Genomic DNA, 19,409 nt, shown 5'->3' on the forward strand with positions numbered 1-19,409 from the left:
AGTTACCTCCAATTAATTTGTTTTTGGATCTAAAGCATCTCGTAAACCATCTCCTAAGAAGTTAAAGGAGAGGACAAGAAGCATAATACAAAGACCTGGGAAAATCGCGACATATGAATGTGTCTCCAGGTACGTACTACCAACTTTTAAAATATTGCCCCATTCGGGAATATGTGGCTCAATACCAAGCCCTAAAAAACTTAAACTACTTGTTGAAATAACAGCTCCCCCAATCGTTAAAGTTGCTTTCACAATCATTGGTGCTAATGAATTGGGAACAATATGCTTGAAAATAATAGCAGCATCAGATGCACCTAAAGCTCTAGCTGATTCCACAAATTCAAAATTAGCAAGCTGCATAACATTAGCCCGCATTGTACGAGCATAGGTTGGAATTGCCCCAACACTCAGCGCAATAATGAGGTTCACTGTATTAGCACCAAAGGCAGCGATAATAGCAATAGCTAACAAAATGCCAGGGATAGCATATAAAACATCAAGGCTTCGCATGATGATATTATCAGTGGATTTTCCATAATAGCCTGACAAAGCGCCTAATGTTCCTCCCACAACTGCTGGAATAATCGTTGAGAAAAATCCGACGATTAGCGATATTTGTGCACCAAATACAATGCGAGAAAATAAATCTCGTCCGTAATTATCTGTGCCTAGCGGATAGTCCAATGATGGTGTTTGTAGTAACACACCATAGTTATTTTCTGTAGCAAAATCATAGTCAAAAGTCCAAGAGCTTGTGACGGACAATGAGAACATGAAAATAATGAAGAATAAGCCGAATACAGCCATCGTATTACGTAAAATCTTTTCCCATATTTTTTGCCACTTCTCTATAGAAGACGGATTTACCTTTCGAGCCTTTTGAATCAGGCTATAGCCTAGTAATGTCGCAAATAGATTACCAGTGAAAGTTGCAAATAGTAATAAAACACCGGGAATAATCATCCATTTAGGTGCCTCAGTAGCTGTCACATATTTCGTACATAAAATGGCCATCACGATATAAAACAGCGCTAGTACTAAGAAAACACCCATCGCCAGTAAAAAGGTATCCGTTACATATGGTTTAAATATATTCAATGCTGCAATACCAATGATGAATAATTGTGTAATAAAGGCATAGGCTGCAAAAGTATATTCTGCAGATTTTCTTTTCGACACAAGCATAAATGCAAAGGATGTTGAAAAAATATTGCCTGACAATATAGTGATTAACAATGGATAGCCCAGCACTCGAGTGCTTTTTTGAATGTCACCGTGCTTTGCTAAGTCCTTTTTAATTCGTAAATTGATGAAAGCAACATATGCCGTGGTAATAGCATAAATAACAAAAAAGAGTATAATAACTGGTCGCCAGCTATTGGTAGAAAAATTATAGCTATAGGCTAGAAACAAGAAAGAAAACAATAAGGAAAAGACAAAAGTGAAATGAGAATTGACATATTCCTGTGTAATCTTCAAGAGTAGTTTGACATGTAAGATGTTTTTCACAGGTGATCCTCCTTTAAGACTTCTTCATTTTCGAGCGAATGCGTGGATCAAAAAAGGCATACATGATATCAATCAATAAATTGACAATTGAAATAGTAATGGCAATATAAACAACGCCTCCAAGAATGGCCGGAATATCAGGGATAAATTGTTTATCGACGATATAGCTACCAATCCCACTAATGTTGAATACCTTTTCTGTTACAGATGCGCCTCCCAACATACCTCCAAAAAGAAGTCCAATCACCGTAATAATTGGAATCATGGCATTACGAATGGCATGTTTTGAAATGACTTTAAATTCATTTAAGCCTTTTGCTTTTGCTGTAATAATGTAATCCTCATGAATCACCTCAAGCATACTCGACCTTGTCATCCTAGCGATGGATGCTGTAATGGATGTTCCCAAGACGATAATGGGCATGATGAGCGATAACCAATTGTGAGGATTATAGGTCGCTGGAAACCATTGAAGCTTTAAAGCAAACGTTAAAATAAAAATTAAACCTTGCCAAAAGCTTGGGATGGATAGACCGATTAAAGCAATGAACATAAATGTATAATCCAAATATGAATTTGGACGAACAGCTGAAATAATACCGACTGGAATAGCAATGGCGATAGCCATTAACAATGACAATACGGCTATTTCAAGTGTGACAGGAAATTTTGTCGCAATGCTGTGGGTAATATCTTCTTTACCTGCAAAGGATGTTCCTAAATCAAATGTAAATAGGCCAGATAGTGCGTTCCAAAGCTGCGATAAATAAGGCTGATCTAAACCGTGAATACGATTAAAATTCGCAATCTGCTCGGGTGTTGCTTCAACTCCGAGTAGGTTTCTTGCTGGGTCAAATGGTGATAAATACAAAATAGTAAACACCAATGTAGCTACACCAACAATGACAATGAAGCTTTGTAAAAGACGTTCAATAATAAATTGTAGGAACGGATTCGCAAATAAGATAAGTACTACATAAAATAAAACAGCTGGTAGAAAGGTAAGAGCGACAAAGCGTTTGTTTGTTAGTAGCTGATTAAAAAACTGGTTATACGTTAGTTGTTGTATGCCCTCTTTTTGTAAATCTTGATCCACTTGCTGTTGTAGTTTATTTTGAGCTAATTGCTTGGCTGTTGTTTGAATTTGTGACTGTAATACAGTCTCTTTAAAAAAGGTAGCTTTTGCTATTTCTTGTTGTTCAAAGTCCTTTTGCCAGTGAGCAACCAAAGCCTTCTCTAGGTAGTACTGACTACGTAATGCAAAAGCCTGATCATAATTGTTTGAATGTTTTCTTTTCCGATAGATAAAGTATGTAAAAAGGTGAACTAAAATACTTAAGAAAAAAAGAATCAAATGGTAAGGCTTTTGATGCATTAGTTTTTGATAAACCGTAGAAAAGAAAATAAATTCCTTAGGTTTTAAATGATTTTTTGAAGTAACCATGCATTTCCTCCAAACGTAAATAAAATATTCAGCATCATATTGTATAATTCCTATCAGTATTGTAAAGTATGGATTATACTTGTAAGTAAGTCAATCACAAATTTTAAAAAGGATGGGTCGAATGAATGAAAAGCTTTTAGAAATCAATAATCTTCGCGTGTCCTTTATCACAGGGGAGACAGAATTCGAAGCTGTTAAGGACGTTAGCTTCCATCTAAATAAAGGTGAAACACTCGGAATTGTAGGAGAGTCTGGAAGTGGAAAAAGTGTAACGGCTCGTTCCATTATGCGTTTATTACCATCGCCGCCTTCATTTCTGAAATCTGGCACTATTGTGTTTAAAGGCCAAGAACTCACGGAATTAAGTGAAAAACAAATGGAAGGGATTCGTGGACAAGATATTAGTATGATCTTTCAGGATCCGATGACATCAACAAACCCTACCATTCGAATAGGAGATCAAGTGGCTGAAAGTTTAATCAAGCATCAGGCCATGTCAAAAACAGAGGCCTACCAACAAACAATTGAATTATTAAAACTGGTTGGTATTCAGGATGCTGAAGAAAGATATCGACAATACCCTCACGAATTCTCAGGTGGTATGCGCCAACGTGTGATGATTGCCATGGCACTTGCTTGTAACCCGTCCCTGCTTATTGCGGATGAGCCAACAACAGCACTTGATGTAACGATTCAAGCGCAAATACTGAAATTGATGCGTGATATGCAGAAAAAAATGGGGACGTCTATTGTTTTAATTACACATGACTTAGGCGTGGTTGCAGGTATGTGTGATCGTATCATCGTCATGAAAGAAGGAGAAATTGTTGAACAGGGCACAACGGAAGAGATTTTTGCGAATGCTCAGCATCCATATACCCAAAAATTATTGAATGCGCTACCAAAGCTGCATGAAAAAAAGCAGCCAAAAGAGATAGCCAATATTCAGTCAGGTATCAATCGTCATAAGCCATTGATTGAGGTGACACATCTGTCGAAGGAATTTTCACTAGGTCGTGGTCAAACGCTAAAAGCAGTCAATGATTTATCCTTCCATATATATCCTGGTGAAACATTGGGCTTGGTTGGTGAATCAGGCTCAGGAAAATCTACTACAGGTCGAACGATTCTTCAGCTTCATCAGCCTACAAATGGAGAGGTTTTATATCAAGGCATACCCGTAACAAGACTAACGAAAAAGCAGTTAAAGGCAATGCGTCGTCATATGCAAATTATTTTCCAAGATCCTTATTCATCGTTAAATCCTCGAAAAAAAATCTTAGATATTATCGGGGAAGCTCTGGATATTCATGGTCTAGTGAAGACACATGAAGAAAGACGACTACGAGTAGAGGAATTGCTTGAGCTTGTTGGTTTAAGGAAAGAACATGCTATGCGTTATCCTCATGAATTTTCAGGGGGGCAACGTCAGCGAATTGGGATTGCTAGAGCATTAGCAGTCGAGCCAAACTTTATTGTATGTGATGAACCTTTATCAGCATTGGATGTTTCTATTCAAAAGCAGATTGTAGATTTATTAAAGGAATTACAGCAAAAACTTGGTTTAACATATTTATTTATTGCCCATGATCTGTCAATGGTGAAACATATTAGTGATCGTGTTGCGGTCATGTATGGTGGGAAAATTGTTGAATTGGCAGAAAGTGAAGAACTATATACTAATCCACAGCATCCTTATACCCGTGCATTATTACGCTCAATACCTATTCCAGATCCTGCAATAGAGAAGAAGAAATATAATGATGCCGAATATATCGAAGATAAAAAAGTACGCTATGAAGTAGAAAATAGTCAGCTAGTAGAGGTTTCTCCTAACCATTGGGTAGCTGTGACAATGTGATAGCTTGAATGTAGTAGCTTGATATTTTACAATAGAAACATCGTGCAACTTTTTGTTTTCCTAATGATGAGTTGCACAACTTATGCCAAGCGTAGGTATAAGCAAAGATGATTAGTTGTGAGGGGCCTACTACATGAAAATGCAAGATATAAAAACATTAATAACAAGTGGTACGATTATTCTGGCTGTAGCATTGTACATGATATTTGGCAGATCACCTGCGGAAGATCAAGATACTAAATCAATGACAGATCAGCAAGGAACTATTTCAATTGAACAAGTGGAAGAAAAAACAGGAAATAAACGCTTTGAGCTAGACTATATTAAAGCATATGATGGAGATACGATTCAGGCGACAATTAATGGTGAGAAACGAAAAATTCGTCTGTTAATGGTGGATACACCTGAAATGAATTACAACAAAGGCGATGCCCAGCCATATGCTGAACAAGCAAAAGATTACACGATTAATTTATTGGAAAAGGCTAAAAAAATTGAAGCAGTCTATGATGTTGGACCAGAAACAGACAATTATGATCGCCTTCTAGCCTATGTTTTTGTAGATGATGTATTATTGCAGGAATCTTTATTAAAGGAAGGTCTTGCAGTTGTACGTTATATTCATAAGCCAAACAACACATTTGAAGATGCATTTAAAGCTATTCAACAGAAAACACAGGATGCAAAATTAAATATTTGGTCACATGATGACTACTTCCAAAATGATGGTTTCCACCCTGAAGTAGTTCAATAATCTAAAAATGCCTTTACTATACGCCTTTTAAAGGGCAATTTCAAAAAAGCTACTGTCTGTATTCTACAGGCAGTAGCTTATGTTGTTGAAAAAAGGTAATGTCAACGGCATAATAAGCAATTTTGTAAGGCGAGGGGTTGATTTCCGTTCCGCCAGCGTCCTTTCCAGGGGGCGTCCGATGAGCCGCTTCACTCACTGCGTTCGCTCCAGGGTCTCCTCTGTGACGCTGGCTCCACTCCAATCAACCATTCTGCAAAAGTGTCTTTTCCTGAACAAAATAGCCCATTATTTATATTATAAGAGAGGATAGCCTCTTACTTTCAATGTGGAGAAGTGATGTGTGACAACACCCCACCATAAAAGAGTAGTGAATACCTTCACTTTTTTGCTAAAAAGTGAACATTTTTATTTTATGGATTGGAGTGGAAGGCTACTTGACTCCCGTGGGAATAGTGAACTGCACCCAAAATATTGGACTTAAAAATCTACTATAGGGGGTGCAGTTAGTGATTTCTGATGAACAAAAGTTAGCCGCAGTTCTAGCTTACTTTGAAGAAAAAGAAAGTACGTATCAGATTGCCAATCGATTACAGAGGGATCGACAGTACGTTCGATTATGGATTGAATTATATCGCTATCATGGCATCGAAGGAATTATTCGTCCTCAAGGGTTCACGAATTACGAAGATTCTTTTAAAATAAAAGTAATTCAACATCTGATAGAGACGGGCGATTCGCTCCTTCAGACTGCTGCGAAGTTTAATATTCCTTCTCGTGAAACCATTCGGAGATGGAAAAAACAATGGATGTCCAAGGCTGATAAGGTACTCTATCAAATAGAAAAGGAGTGCCAATCGATGCCAAAAAAACAACCACCTTCGTCTGACTTAAACGAAAAAACAATGGAAGAGTTAAAAGCGGAAATTGACTATTTACGTATGGAAAACGCCTATTTAAAAAAGTTGAAAGCCTTAGTTCAAGAAAAGGAAGCATTCAAACCGAAGAAAAAGTGAGAGCTGTGTATGAGCTAAGGCTGGAATTTCCACTTCAAGCTCTATTCAAAGTCGCGAAACTTAAGAAAAGTACGTATTATTATCATCTTCAAAAATGGGTAAAACCAGATAAATATCAGGCGATCAAAGAACGAATCCAGACAATTTTTCATCACCATAAGGGGCGTTATGGCTATCGTCGTATTTGGCTTGCCCTCCGAAATGAAGGGATTTTAATCAACCACAAAGCTGTCCAACGATTGATGCAAGAATTGGGCTTAAAAGGGACGGTACGCCCTAAAAAATACCGTTCGTATAAAGGGACAGTCGGCTATGTCGCAGAAAATGTCATCCAACGTGATTTTGAAGCTACTGCACCCAATCAGAAATGGGTAACTGATGTAACGGAGTTTAAAATAAACGGTCAAAAAATCTATGTATCGGCTGTATTAGATTTATTCAATCGAGAAATCGTTGGATATGAGGTATCAAAATCACCTAATTTTGAGTTAGTCCAACAGTCTTTTAAAATGGCGTTTACGTATACACAGCTATCAGAAAAGAGTGACTTAATCATCCATTCTGATCAAGGATGGTTATATCAAATACCACGTTTTAAAGCGTTATTGGCAACGTACGAAATCAAGCAGAGTATGTCACGGAAAGGAAATTGTTTAGATAATGCCGTGATCGAAAGCTTTTTTGGTATTCTGAAATCAGAATTTCTGTACACGACTACGTTTAAAAACTATGTAGAATTGACAAAAGCATTAGCAGATTATATTTACTATTACAATCATGAGCGGATTAAAAGAAAACTCAACGGAAAAAGTCCCGTTGAGTATCGAAAAGCTTCGTAAAAAAGTTTATATTTTTGGGGTCAGATCATAGCGAGATAGGCGAGCCCCTGCACGGAGGAAGCGGCTCGCCGCTCGCCCACAGGAAAGCAAGTAGCCTGCAACGGAAATCCTTTTTCACCTTTCACATAAATTCTATGGATGGTTTTGTTTTTCAACACTATGAGCTACTGTCTGTATTCTACAGGCAGTAGCTTTTTTAATCTAATTCTCTTAAAATCACCAAACATAATTTTAGCATAATAAGATGTTGGGGTTTTCGTTAGTAGATGTATCCCAAAACAACTAGTTGGATTTGGTCGCTTTCCTTACTCAAAGGGAAGATTAACTAAAGAAGATGAGATGATTATTTCTAAATATATCGATTTCTTAGACTTAACTGATTTAGAGAATAGATATTTAGATGAACTTTCTGGTGGTCAAAGACAAAGAACATATGTAGCGATGGTTTTGTGTCAAGAAACTGAATATGTACTATTGGACGAGCCATTGAACAACCTTGATGTTGCTCGTTCTGTTCAAATCGTTTGCAGTAGCAACTGTCTGTTTTCCGTTCTAGCTTTTATAATAATTTGTGTTAGTTTGCACACACTATACTACAATAAAGGGATACAGTTTCAGCAACAATTGTTGATGGTCTTCCAATAATATCGAGCAATAGAAACAATGATGAGCCTAGTAACCTTATTTATATTCATTGGAGCAACGATAGTTTATAAAAGTAAATGAGGGTAGATCGTTACTGATTGAACTTTGCTAATAAATATAGTATTTGTTAGCATGAAAAAAGAAGTTGCACAAATTATAAGATTATTGTTGACAAGTTAAATGAAAATGATTATCATTATCATATAAAGAATATTCCTTGACTACAATACAGTGTAGCAAGGATGAACTTTAGCTACTTTTCTCCAGAAGTTTGCTAGTTCATGATTACGCTCCTGAAACCCCCCTCATTTTTTGGGAACGTGAAAATCTCAGACGACTCATCTATCATAGGTGAGTCGTTTTTTTATGTTTTGAGCATAAAAAACAGTCTGTGATAGTAACTCAACAAGCTGTCTCTCATTATTTTTATATAAAAGATACTGCAAAATTAATACTTCAAGCACTAATAAAATATATGAACTAGGTGGTCTACTGAGCCCATATAGTTTTAATTTTCAGGTACTATTTGATATTAGTCAAAATTGGATTATTAAAAACCAAAATATAGAGAGCATCGTTTACATATAGATGATTCATTTCGAAATTTGTTTATTTTTAGAAAAATATTTTAAGAAAATAGAGTAGTAGATTGAGCTATTGAAGAAGGGATATATTTTCTGAATTTTCGGATAGGTCAACTCATATACGTTTTATTTAATTTATACTAGCGAACAAAACCTAGGGTATTGACATATTAAGTGTTAGAATTATATATTTATTCCAGTTAAATTTTTGGAATATTCATTATATTTTTGCTTTAACTTGTACCTACAACGTGTTGACGTGTAGTGGTGTTGTTATGAATAGTTTAATTTGATTTGTAAACGTTTACGAAATACAGGGGAGCAAGGATAAGAGGGGGAATTACAATGAAAAAAATACGAATTGGTGTAATTGGAGCCGGTTTAAGAGGGGGCTTAGCACAATACTGGCATAAACCTACTGGAGCATCAGAAATAGTAGCATTAGCTGATATCTCTCAAGAACGTTTAGAAAAATTTCAGGAAAAATTCGATACACCATTATTTTTAACAAAGGATTATAAGGAATTATTAACAAGAGATGATATCGACGCAATTGCGGTTTTATCACCAGATTATCTGCATGAAGAACATATTATTACTTGCTTAAGTGCAGGCAAGCATGTATATGCTGAAAAACCATTAGCCATTACTGTGGAAGGGTGCGATCGAATATTAGATGCATGGAAAAAGTCAGGAAAGCATCTAATGGTTGGCTTTAATATGCGTTATATGAGTATGTATCAAACGATGAAAGGCTTAATTGACTCAGGAGCTATTGGAGAATTAAAGGCTATATGGGTACGTCATTTTGTTGGATTCGGCGGTTACTTCTACTACCACGATTGGCATGGTAATTCAAAAAATACAACATCTCTGCTACTTCAAAAAGGCTCACATGATTTAGATGTCATTCATTGGATTTCTGGGAAATATGCAACGAAAGTCTCTGCATTTGGTAGCTTAGATTATTATGGTGGAAATCAGCCAAATACGTTAACGTGTCCAACATGTGACCAGAAAAAAACTTGTCCAGAATATGTTGAACATACATTTACGGAATGTGCATTCCGTGAAGAAATTGATGTAGAGGATAATAATATGGTCATTATGGAATTGGAAGGTGGCATAAAAGCTTCTTACTTACAATGTCACTTCACACCAGACTATTCACGAAATTATACATTCATAGGTACGAAAGGGCGTATCGAAAATGATGATATCAATAATAAAATTTATTTAAAAACACGAAAATCAAATTCTTGGGAAGAACTTAGTGATGTTGTTTACGAAATGAAGCCTGAGGAAGGAAGCCATGGTGGGGCTGATCCAAAAATTGCCCAAGATTTTGTAGAACTCATTCTCTACAATAAAGAACCTTTAACAACGCCATTTGCAGGACGAATGAGTGTTGCGGTGGGCTGCGCAGCAACAGAGTCTATTCGTAACGGAGGCAAGGTTATGGAGATCATACAGGAATCTACCATTCTGCAACATTGATAAATTGGGGGTGTAATTATGACGCTTTTAGATAAAACAACTGTTGAGGACAAAACATCTAAAACACAACGTTTTTTCAAAAAGCAATCAAAAGTAAAGAAAAATCACTTGGTAGAGTGGAAAAAATCTATCAAAAAAAATTGGGAGCTTTATTTATTACTAGCTCCTGTCATACTTTACTTTTTGGTTTTTCATTACTATCCACTATATGGGGTGCAAATTGCCTTTAAGGATTTCATTGCTACAAAGGGAATTATGGGAAGTCCGTGGGTAGGGTTTAAGCATTTCGAACGTTTTTTTGATAGTTATTATTTTTGGCGCTTAATAAAAAATACGATAGGGATTGGTGTATTCACTTTACTTATATCTTTCCCAATACCAATCATTATTGCATTGCTATTAAATGAAGTGAAAAGTCTTCGTTTTAAAAAATTTGTACAGACAGTTATTTATGCCCCACATTTTCTATCAACAGTAGTCGTTGTGGGTATGCTGTTACTATTCTTAAAGTCTGATGGGATGATTAATCAAATAATTTTGTTATTTGGGGGTACACCAATTGATTTTATTTCAGAACCAGCATGGTTTAAATCAATATACGTACTATCTGATGTTTGGCAAACGATGGGATGGAGCTCCATCATATATATTGCCGCTTTAGCTGCCGTAGATCCGGCACAGCATGAGGCGGCAATGATAGATGGGGCATCAAAATTCCAAAGAATTATTCATATTAATATTCCTGCGATTATGCCGACTATTGTCATTTTATTTATCTTAAATGTAGGATCTGTCATGGCAATTGGATTTGAGAAAGTATTTTTAATGCAAAATGATTTAAATATGTCGGCATCGGATGTTATATCAACTTTCGTTTATCGTAGCGGGATTTTAGAAGCGCAATATAGCTTTTCAGCAGCTGTTGGCTTATTCAACTCTATCATTAATTTTATCCTCCTTATTATGGTTAATAAAATAGCTAAAAAAGTGAGTGATACAAGTTTATGGTAAAGGAGAGATTGAAATGAAAGAATCAAAGGGCGATCGTGCGTTTACACTCTTTAATTATATTTTTTTAACAATTGTAGCAGTTGTTGTTTTGTATCCACTTATTTTTGTTTTAAGTGCTTCCCTTAGTAATCCGGAGTACGTAATCTCGGGGGATATATGGCTATGGCCAAAGGAATTTACGGTGGAGGCCTACCAAAAGGTATTCCAAAATCCAGATATTATGAATGGATTTATCAACACATTGAAGTACACATTCTTTGGAACATTGTTAAATATAGTTATGACAATTTGTGCAGCCTACCCTCTTTCTCGTAGACATTTAAAAGGAAAAGGCTTTATTATGGCATTTATGGTTTTCACCATGTTTTTCAGTGGAGGACTAATTCCTACATATTTATTAATTCGTGATTTGGGCATGATTAATACTTTTTGGGTCATGATTATTCCGAACGCGGTAGCTGTATGGAACATCATTATTATGCGGACATTTTTCCAGTCCATTCCATATGAGCTAGAGGAATCTGCCATGATTGATGGCGCAGGGAACTTCCGTATTTTGTGGAGTATTGTTCTACCACTATCATTACCAGTTATGGCAGTCATGGTTTTATTTTACGCTGTAGGACATTGGAACTCTTATTTCCAAGCATTGATTTACTTGCAAGACCAAGATAAGTTTCCACTACAACTTATTCTGAGGCAAATATTAATTCAAGGACAAGCTGACGATATGATTAAAGCGACGTCAGAAAGCTTTTTAGCTCAAAAACTTAGCGTTGAAGGGTTAAAGTACGCAGTTTTAATCGTTGCTAACCTACCAATGTTAATGCTTTATCCATTCTTACAAAGATATTTTGTAAAAGGTGTCATGATTGGTTCATTAAAAGGTTAAAGAATAGGGGCGATTTTAAATGAAAGTGAAAAAAAAGCGTGTTTACGGTTTAGTAACAAGCCTGATGTTAGCTGCAAGTTTGCTAGGAGCATGTTCAGATAATAAAGATAATGGTGGAGAAAAAAGCGGTAATCTAGATCATTTGAATGCAACGGATATGCCTATTACAAAAGAGAAAATTGAAGTAGACGGTTTTGCAGCAAAGTTTTTTGCATCACAAGATTGGAACAATCTAATGTTATGGGAAGAATACGAGAAAATGTCTAACATCCATATTAATTGGACAACTGTTCAGACTGAAGTATTAGCGGACAAAAAGAACTTACTTTTAGCTGCTGGAAATTATCCAGAAATATTTTTTGCATCAGCATTTTCAAAAACTGATTTAATCAAGTATGGACAACAAGGTGTATTCTTACCGTTGAATGATTATATTGATCAATATGCTCCAAATTTTAAAAAACTATTAGAAGAATACCCATCTGTAAAACAAGGTGTGACGATGGCAGATGGCAATATTTATGGCTTCCCAACAATTTACGATCCGAAGTTTTCATCACTTCGCGTCGGAGCTCCATGGATTAACCAGAAATGGCTTGATAATCTAGGTTTACAATCACCTGAAACAACAGAAGACTTGTATAACGTGCTGAAAGCATTTAAAGAGAATGATCCTAATGGCAATGGTTTACAAGATGAACAAGGCTGGGGAACTGGCTATGGTATTGAACAAATTATTTCTTATTTAAGAGGTTCATTTGGCTTGAATAAACAAGGAACGATGAATCTGAATTTAGACTTTAAAAAAGGAACTGAAGAATTCCGTTTCGTGCCAACGACAGACGAATATAAACAATTACTTGAGTTTTTAAATAAACTTTACAAAGAAGGTTTAATCAATAAAGATGTATTTACGACAGAGCCTCAGAAATTTGCGGCAGAAGCAGCTAAAGGGACGTTTGGTATGCTTAGTGAAGTAGACCCGAAAGAGTTATATAAAATAGATGGTTATACTGGTGCACAAGTTTTAGAAGGACCGAATGGGGATAGACAATTTACTGCGATGACTAATGGTCTTGGTAATTTAGGCATGTTTGTTTTAACAGATAAAGCGAAAAATCCTGAAGCGATGGTTCGTTGGATTGATCATTTATATGGTGATGAAGGAGCTAAAATGTTCTTTATGGGCTTTGAAGATGTCACTTACGAAGAAAATGCGGATGGTACTATTCAATATGTAGAAAATATTACGAATAACCCAGATGGCAAAAACTTAGATCAAGCGATAAGTGATTATTTAACATGGCCAGGCGGCTATTACCCTGGGATTGTAACGAAAAAGTATTTCCAAGGTGCAGAGGCTAAGGAAAATTCTATTAACAATGCTAACCAAGTAATGCCATATGCCTTGAAAGATGATGAAATTATTCCAGGATTGAATTACACAGTAGAAGAAAATGATCGAGTGTCAGCCGTTTTAACAGACATTCAAACATATGTAAATGAAATGACAGCAAGTTTTATTACAGGTAAAGAAAGCTTCGATAAATGGAATGATTATAAGAAAACAATTGAGAAGATGGGCTTACAAGAATATTTGGAAGTAGCACAAGGGGCATATGACCGATCAAAATAATTAGATTTAGGATTTCCTTCAAGCTTAATAAGAAGGAGAAGGTCACATAAGCTAAATAGTCACTTTTGATTCCAAGCTTATGTGACCCTCATTCTATAAACCTTCTTTCTAATGACGTGTCTATTTAGAGAAACCAACTCTTCATACTTAAAATGAAGCATGCACGATATATAGTTGTATGTGAATCGTAGGGAGGTAATGTACTTGGAATTTGAAGGGTGGAAAAGTAAATTGTACTGGGTTGTAGAGTGGATCACATTGTTAGCAGTGCTACAGTTATTATGGATAGGCTTAACTTTGCTTGGACTTGTTTTATTTGGACTATCCCCAGCAACTGTTGCAATGTTTACTACTTTACGTAAAAGATTACTAGGAGAAGATGACTTAAAAAGATTAGTAAAAATATATTGGAATACATATAAAGTTGAATTTATTCCATCTAATAAAATAGGTATTATCTTACTGGGTTTAGGCTACTTTTTAATCATTAACTTTCAGATTATTATAACATTTCATGGCGTACTTGGTTTATTTTTGCTAACAATGTTCATCACAATTAGTATGCTATTCGGTATTATTCTAGTGAATATATTTCAACTATATGCCCATTATAATTTACCATCATTACGTTACTTTGCTGCTTCCATCATATTTAGTATTGCGTATCCATTACAAATGATTAGCAGCATTATAGGGCTTGCCATACTATATAAAATTTATAGTTGGATTCCTGGCTTATTACCATTTTTCGGTGTTAGCTTAACTGCATTATTTTTAACTTGGATGTCATCTCATATATTTAAGAAAGAAATTGAAGCAGAGGAACAAACGAATCTACCACAGTATTCTGGTGGAGGGATAACCTCATGAATAAAATATGGATTATTAATGCTAATATCGTTTTGGAAAATCAAATTTTAAATAACGGATTTCTAGAAATGTCGGGAGGGAAAATTACAGTAATTGATCAAATGGATAATTGTCCTTCACTAGCTTCGATAGAGAATGTAATAGACTGTCAGCTAAAAGGTTATATAATCCCTGGAATGATCGATATCCATGTACATGGTGCTTTAGGATATGATTTTATGGATGCTGATCAAATTTGTTATTCGAAAATGGCAAAGTATTTAGCTAGTGAAGGCATAACAGCTTTTTTAGCAACAACGATGACAGCTCCGATGTCAGAGATTGAAGCTACTATTGAGGAACTTTCTTCTTATTATAAAAACCAACCTACAGCAGTAGCTGAAATGTTAGGAATTCATTTAGAAGGTCCATTTATTAATGGGGCAAAAAAAGGTGCCCAACCAGAAGAGTATATCTTAAAGCCAAATGTTCAACAATTTAATGATTTATACGATAAGTCTCAACAATCCATTCGTCTTGTCACATTTGCACCTGAGGAAGATAGCAATTTCGAATTACTAAAAGAATTGACTAGTAAGGGTATTATTGCATCTATTGGTCATTCTGACGCTGACTATCATACGGCAATCCATGCATTAAAAGCTGGTATCACACATGCAACACATCTATTTAATGGTATGAGTGGACTTCATCATCGTGATCCAGGTGTTGTTGGAGCAGTGCTTTTAGCCGAAGATGTGTATGTTGAGGTAATTCCAGATAATATCCATTTCCATAAAGATTTACTACCAATGGTTTACAAAATGACGGGCTTAGATCGTTTGTTAGTCATTACAGATGGTATACGTGCGAAGGGGATGCCAGATGGTATGTATAGTTTAGGTGGAAATGAAGTAGAAGTAATCAATAATCAATGTATTCAACGTAAAACAGGATCCTTAGCTGGAAGTGTGTTGAATATGAATACGGCAAGGAAAAACATAGAAGAGTGGCTTACACTTTCAATCGTTGAACAAATGCGTCTTGTTTCTTTGAATCAAGCAGTACATTTAGGGTTCGATAAGAGAAAAGGGTCTATTGCACTAGGAAAAGATGCAGATGTTGTTTGGTTGAATGAAGAAGGAGAAGTGGAGAAAACTTTTTGCTTAGGGAATCTGGCCTTTGAGAAGGGTTGATATATCAATAGGCATCTTTTTATATAGATGGTATATTGATTACAAAACCTAGAGAAGGAAGGAAAAAAGATGCATTTGTTAGATCAATCCAGTGTAATCCCATTGTATCACCAATTGAAACAAATATTATTTGCAAAAATACAATCAGGTGAATGGAAGCCAGGAGATAAAATCGACTCAGAAAACCAATTAATGGAAATTTTTCGAGTTAGTCGAAATACAGTAAAAAAAGCAATTGAGGAATTAGTAAAGGAAGAGAAATTATATCGTATACAAGGGAAAGGAACCTTCGTTTCGAAACCTAGACTTGAACAATCGCTTGGAGGATTTTATAGTTTTAGTCGCATGATTCAAGAAAAAGGTTTAAATCCAAGAGATGAAGTGCTAGAAATACAGAAGGTTTATCCCTCAACAAAGGTTAGGTCCAATTTAGCATTAGAGGAAAATGAGCAAGTAGTAGAAATGAAGCGTTTACGATTTGCAGATAATGAGCCTATTATTTTGGAATCATCATTTTTACCTTTAAGTATTATTAAGGATAGTGAAATATTAAAAGAAGTAACTACTTCCTCTTTATACAGCTTATTAGAACAACGGTTTAACATTATTGTTGTAAGGGCGCGAGAAGCTTTTGAACCAGTCCTTATTAATAAAGATGAAGCGCCTTTATTGAAAACAGATGCTGGAAAACCAGCTTTATTACTAGAACGAACTGCGTTTGATACTTCAGGAAAACCAGTTGAATTCTGTATTTCGATTGTAAGAGGGGATCGTTGCCGATTTTATACAGAATTAAACTAATTGAGTAATTCCCTCTATTTTTTTACGTTATAGATTATACCAACAACCCATTGAGGGAGGAATTCTATTATGCCATTAGTGACAACTAAAGTTATGTTAGAAGATGCTTATAAAAATAATTATGCAATCGGTGCTTTTGGAGCACATAATTTGGAAATTATAAAAGCAGTAATTGCTGGTGCAGAAAAAGTAGGTGCACCTGTCATTTTGCAAACAACTTCGAGCACTTATAAATATGTTGAGATGCCTTATATGATTGCACTTGCAAAAACAGCAGCTGAACAGGCAAAAGTACCGGTGGCATTACATCTGGATCATGGTGAATCTTATAAGATTGTTATGGAATGTTTACGGGCAGGCTATACCTCTGTGATGATTGATGGTTCCTCCTTACCTTTTGAGGAAAATATCTTATTAGTAAAAAAAGTAGTAGAAGCTGCAAATGCGTTAAATGTGCCTGTTGAAGCAGAGCTTGGGACAATTGGTGGTGTCGAAGATCGTTTAAGTGTCCATGAGGATAATGCATTCTTTACTGAACCCAAGCAGGCTGAACATTTTGTAAAGGTTACAGGAATCCAGTCATTTGCTCCAGCTTTTGGTACAGCGCATGGTAAGTATAAACAAAAGCCAAAATTACAATTTGATCTTTTACAAGAAATTCATTGTTCTACAAATGTGCCCTTAGTCATGCACGGAGCATCTGGAGTGCCAGAAGAGGATGTGCGTAAATCTTTGAATTACGGCATTGCAAAAGTGAATTTTTCTACTGAGCTGAAGGATTTATTTGCTGAGCAATTAAGAGCTTATTTTAAGGATAATCCAACTGAAAATGATCCAAGAAAGTATTTCCTTCCAGCACGTGAATCTTTAATTAAGTTAGTAGAGCAAAAGATTGAGATGTTACAAAAATGATTACTACATTAACCTTAAACGCAGCCATTGACCAAGTATATGAGGTAGGTTCTTTAATGGTTGGTCAAACCAATCGTGTATCGCAGAAGTCACAACAAGGTGGAGGGAAAGGTGTTAATGTAGCTCGTGTTATCGTGGCACTTGGTGGCGATGTAATTATTGGCGGTTTCGTTGGTGGATTAAATGGTAGTAGAATAAAGGAACTTTTACAGGAAGAAAATTTACAAACAGAGTTCATACAAATACAGGAAGAAAACCGAATTTGTTTAACCGTTATTAATCAGCAAAAGAAGGAAATGACAGAGCTTTTAGAGACAGGACCAACCATTTATGAATATGAATGGAATAAAATGTTAAATTGGGTTGAGGCACAAGACGAACATACTAGCTATTTTGTGTTGTCAGGAAGCCTCCCTAAAGGTATCCCAAAAACGGCCTATGCGGAGATTATTCATAGATTAAAGCAAAAAGGGATTCGAGTTGCACTTGATACAAGTGGTGATGCGTTGAAACATGGTATTAAGGCAATACCCTCTATCATTAAACCTAATGAGGATGAAATGACTCAATTGATTGGTAAGCCAGTTCTAGCTCAGAAAGACTTAGTTCAAGCTGGTGTAAAATTACAAGAATTAGGGATTGAACATGTGTGTTTTTCATTGGGCGAGCAAGGGGCTTTATTCGTTAATTCGTTAGGGGTTTACAAAGTGAATGCACCACGGATAAATGTTGTCAATACAGTTGGCAGTGGTGATGCCTTTTTAGGTGGACTTATTTATAAGCTCTCACAGGGTGCAGACCCTACAGAGGCATATAAATGGGCTGTTGCATGTGGCTCAGCGAATGCAGAAAATAAAGAGATTGCAAAAGTACAAAAAGTGACTGTTGAAAGTCTCTTAGCCGAGATACAAATAACTAAAATTAAAGAGAAGTAGGGATTTGTTTATGTACACTTACAATGAGATTATGGCACAAGGACAAAAGTTAGAAAAAACAAAAGACATTGTTCAGTCAATTGCATTCAATAAAAGTGCTGTAGATGTCGTTCTTTTCACGGGATGTGGAACATCATTTTATTTAGCGATTGCTGCAGCACGTTATTATCAAGCTGTAACTGGAGAGTTTGCTATTGCTGTACCAGCATCTGAGTTATTTTTACACACAGAAACGTATATTTTAAAAAATAAAAAGTATCTTATCATTGGCATTTCACGTTCGGGGACAACTTCGGAAATCATTATGTCTTTAGAACATTTGAATGATGCGGAAAATATACGTACTATGGCAGTGACATGTAATGGGGACACACCTATGGCTAAATTAACTGATGAATTGATTGCTTTAAATGATATATCAGAAAAAAGTGTGGTAATGACTCAATCATTTTCTAATATGCTATACGCTCTCCAATTATATGCAGCGAAAATTAGTGGACGAACGGATATGATGAAACAGTTAGAGAAAATTCCTAGACTTGTTCATTCGGCATTAGGCAATGGAAAGCAATTAACACAGGTGACAGAAGATGTCTCAAAAAAGCGTTTTATCTTTTTAGGGTCTGGTGCTTATAATGGGTTGGCTAAAGAAGCGACATTAAAGCTAAAGGAAATGACACAAACGGAATGTGAAAGTTACTCCAATTTAGAATTCCGTCACGGCCCTATCTCTATTGTCGATAAGGAAACGGTTGTTATTTTATTTACACAAAATGAAACGAAGGAATATGATCACGCATTAGTGAAAGATATTCAAAAGCTGGGAGGTTTCGTTGTTGTCATCGGTATAGCTTCAGAAGAATTAGAAGCAGATTTAATTCTCAAGTTATCAGAAGAAGTAGATGATTTAAATCGACTTGTTGAAGCTATTCCTTATTTCCAACTATTGGCTTATCAAAATGCAATATTTAAAGGTTGTGATCCTGATAAGCCACGTAATTTAACGCAAGTCGTAAATCTTTCATAACATA

16 protein-coding genes and 1 pseudogene are annotated in these 19,409 nt (G+C 35.8%); 15 read left to right on the forward strand and 2 right to left on the reverse strand.

The window, feature by feature from the left end:
* Positions 1-12: 12 nt before the first annotated feature.
* Together MKY46_RS03875 and MKY46_RS03880 are read right to left on the reverse strand one after the other, a co-directional pair.
* Positions 13-1,509, reverse strand: coding sequence for an ABC transporter permease (locus MKY46_RS03875; RefSeq protein WP_036126567.1), 1,497 nt, complete (start codon positions 1,507-1,509; stop codon positions 13-15).
* A gap of 13 nt (positions 1,510-1,522) precedes the next feature.
* The gene (locus tag MKY46_RS03880; protein WP_340833788.1) at positions 1,523-2,953 is read right to left on the reverse strand and encodes an ABC transporter permease; all 1,431 of its coding nucleotides are present in this window, start codon (positions 2,951-2,953) and stop codon (positions 1,523-1,525) included.
* A 121-nt stretch (positions 2,954-3,074) separates the two neighbouring features.
* Between MKY46_RS03880 and MKY46_RS03885 the strand changes: the two genes are divergently transcribed.
* From MKY46_RS03885 to MKY46_RS03955, 15 genes and pseudogenes are all read left to right on the forward strand, one after another.
* A complete protein-coding gene (locus MKY46_RS03885; RefSeq protein ID WP_036126538.1) occupies positions 3,075-4,814 on the forward strand; it encodes an ABC transporter ATP-binding protein in 1,740 nt (579 codons plus the stop codon).
* A 133-nt stretch (positions 4,815-4,947) separates the two neighbouring features.
* Entirely contained in the window at positions 4,948-5,568 is a 621-nt protein-coding gene (locus MKY46_RS03890; protein WP_036126536.1) for a thermonuclease family protein, read from the forward strand.
* A 506-nt stretch (positions 5,569-6,074) separates the two neighbouring features.
* Entirely contained in the window at positions 6,075-6,581 is a 507-nt protein-coding gene (locus tag MKY46_RS03895; RefSeq protein WP_340833790.1) for a helix-turn-helix domain-containing protein, read from the forward strand.
* A complete protein-coding gene (locus MKY46_RS03900) occupies positions 6,578-7,420 on the forward strand; it encodes an IS3 family transposase (protein ID WP_340833791.1) in 843 nt (280 codons plus the stop codon). Before MKY46_RS03895 ends, MKY46_RS03900 begins: the two co-directional genes overlap by 4 nt.
* Positions 7,421-7,693: 273 nt before the next feature.
* A pseudogene (locus MKY46_RS03905) lies at positions 7,694-7,945 on the forward strand (ATP-binding cassette domain-containing protein); the annotation flags it as partial.
* A gap of 1,049 nt (positions 7,946-8,994) precedes the next feature.
* Positions 8,995-10,146, forward strand: a complete 1,152-nt coding sequence (locus MKY46_RS03910) for a Gfo/Idh/MocA family protein (protein WP_058844174.1) — start codon at positions 8,995-8,997, stop codon at positions 10,144-10,146.
* Between the two features lie 18 nt (positions 10,147-10,164).
* Positions 10,165-11,157 (forward strand): ABC transporter permease, encoded by a 993-nt coding sequence (locus tag MKY46_RS03915; RefSeq protein ID WP_036126514.1) that lies wholly within the window; start codon positions 10,165-10,167, stop codon positions 11,155-11,157.
* A 13-nt stretch (positions 11,158-11,170) separates the two neighbouring features.
* The gene (locus tag MKY46_RS03920; RefSeq protein ID WP_036126512.1) at positions 11,171-12,049 is read left to right on the forward strand and encodes a carbohydrate ABC transporter permease; all 879 of its coding nucleotides are present in this window, start codon (positions 11,171-11,173) and stop codon (positions 12,047-12,049) included.
* 19 nt (positions 12,050-12,068) lie between these two features.
* Complete coding sequence (locus MKY46_RS03925; protein WP_340833792.1) at positions 12,069-13,685, forward strand: extracellular solute-binding protein; 1,617 nt, start codon at positions 12,069-12,071, stop codon at positions 13,683-13,685.
* Between the two features lie 198 nt (positions 13,686-13,883).
* The gene (locus MKY46_RS03930) at positions 13,884-14,555 is read left to right on the forward strand and encodes a YesL family protein (RefSeq protein ID WP_036126509.1); all 672 of its coding nucleotides are present in this window, start codon (positions 13,884-13,886) and stop codon (positions 14,553-14,555) included.
* Positions 14,552-15,730, forward strand: coding sequence for an N-acetylglucosamine-6-phosphate deacetylase (gene nagA, locus MKY46_RS03935; RefSeq protein WP_036126507.1), 1,179 nt, complete (start codon positions 14,552-14,554; stop codon positions 15,728-15,730). The genes MKY46_RS03930 and nagA overlap by 4 nt, the downstream gene beginning before the upstream one ends.
* Positions 15,731-15,799: 69 nt before the next feature.
* On the forward strand, positions 15,800-16,531 hold the full coding sequence (locus tag MKY46_RS03940; RefSeq protein ID WP_036126505.1) for a GntR family transcriptional regulator: 732 nt from the start codon (positions 15,800-15,802) through the stop codon (positions 16,529-16,531).
* Positions 16,532-16,600: 69 nt separating this feature from the next.
* Positions 16,601-17,443 (forward strand): class II fructose-bisphosphate aldolase, encoded by an 843-nt coding sequence (locus tag MKY46_RS03945; protein WP_036126503.1) that lies wholly within the window; start codon positions 16,601-16,603, stop codon positions 17,441-17,443.
* Positions 17,440-18,378 (forward strand): 1-phosphofructokinase, encoded by a 939-nt coding sequence (gene pfkB, locus MKY46_RS03950; protein WP_036126501.1) that lies wholly within the window; start codon positions 17,440-17,442, stop codon positions 18,376-18,378. Before MKY46_RS03945 ends, pfkB begins: the two co-directional genes overlap by 4 nt.
* A gap of 10 nt (positions 18,379-18,388) precedes the next feature.
* Positions 18,389-19,405 carry an SIS domain-containing protein gene (locus tag MKY46_RS03955; RefSeq protein ID WP_230593934.1) on the forward strand — a complete coding sequence of 339 codons (1,017 nt, stop codon included), beginning with the start codon at positions 18,389-18,391 and terminating at the stop codon, positions 19,403-19,405.
* Positions 19,406-19,409 lie beyond the last annotated feature (4 nt).

Origin of the sequence: Lysinibacillus sp. FSL M8-0355 (assembly GCF_038008985.1) — a bacterium.
GTDB lineage: Bacteria > Bacillota > Bacilli > Bacillales_A > Planococcaceae > Lysinibacillus > Lysinibacillus fusiformis_D.

Coding starts and splice junctions, on each gene's coding strand:
- nagA (WP_036126507.1), top strand. CDS start 14,552: ATGAATAAAATATGGATTATTAATGCTAATATCGTTTTGGAAAATCAA.
- MKY46_RS03925 (WP_340833792.1), top strand. CDS start 12,069: ATGAAAGTGAAAAAAAAGCGTGTTTACGGTTTAGTAACAAGCCTGATG.
- MKY46_RS03890 (WP_036126536.1), top strand. CDS start 4,948: ATGAAAATGCAAGATATAAAAACATTAATAACAAGTGGTACGATTATT.
- MKY46_RS03920 (WP_036126512.1), top strand. CDS start 11,171: ATGAAAGAATCAAAGGGCGATCGTGCGTTTACACTCTTTAATTATATT.
- MKY46_RS03880 (WP_340833788.1), bottom strand. CDS start 2,953: ATGGTTACTTCAAAAAATCATTTAAAACCTAAGGAATTTATTTTCTTT.
- MKY46_RS03915 (WP_036126514.1), top strand. CDS start 10,165: ATGACGCTTTTAGATAAAACAACTGTTGAGGACAAAACATCTAAAACA.
- MKY46_RS03930 (WP_036126509.1), top strand. CDS start 13,884: ATGTACTTGGAATTTGAAGGGTGGAAAAGTAAATTGTACTGGGTTGTA.
- MKY46_RS03885 (WP_036126538.1), top strand. CDS start 3,075: ATGAATGAAAAGCTTTTAGAAATCAATAATCTTCGCGTGTCCTTTATC.
- pfkB (WP_036126501.1), top strand. CDS start 17,440: ATGATTACTACATTAACCTTAAACGCAGCCATTGACCAAGTATATGAG.
- MKY46_RS03910 (WP_058844174.1), top strand. CDS start 8,995: ATGAAAAAAATACGAATTGGTGTAATTGGAGCCGGTTTAAGAGGGGGC.
- MKY46_RS03945 (WP_036126503.1), top strand. CDS start 16,601: ATGCCATTAGTGACAACTAAAGTTATGTTAGAAGATGCTTATAAAAAT.
- MKY46_RS03955 (WP_230593934.1), top strand. CDS start 18,389: ATGTACACTTACAATGAGATTATGGCACAAGGACAAAAGTTAGAAAAA.
- MKY46_RS03940 (WP_036126505.1), top strand. CDS start 15,800: ATGCATTTGTTAGATCAATCCAGTGTAATCCCATTGTATCACCAATTG.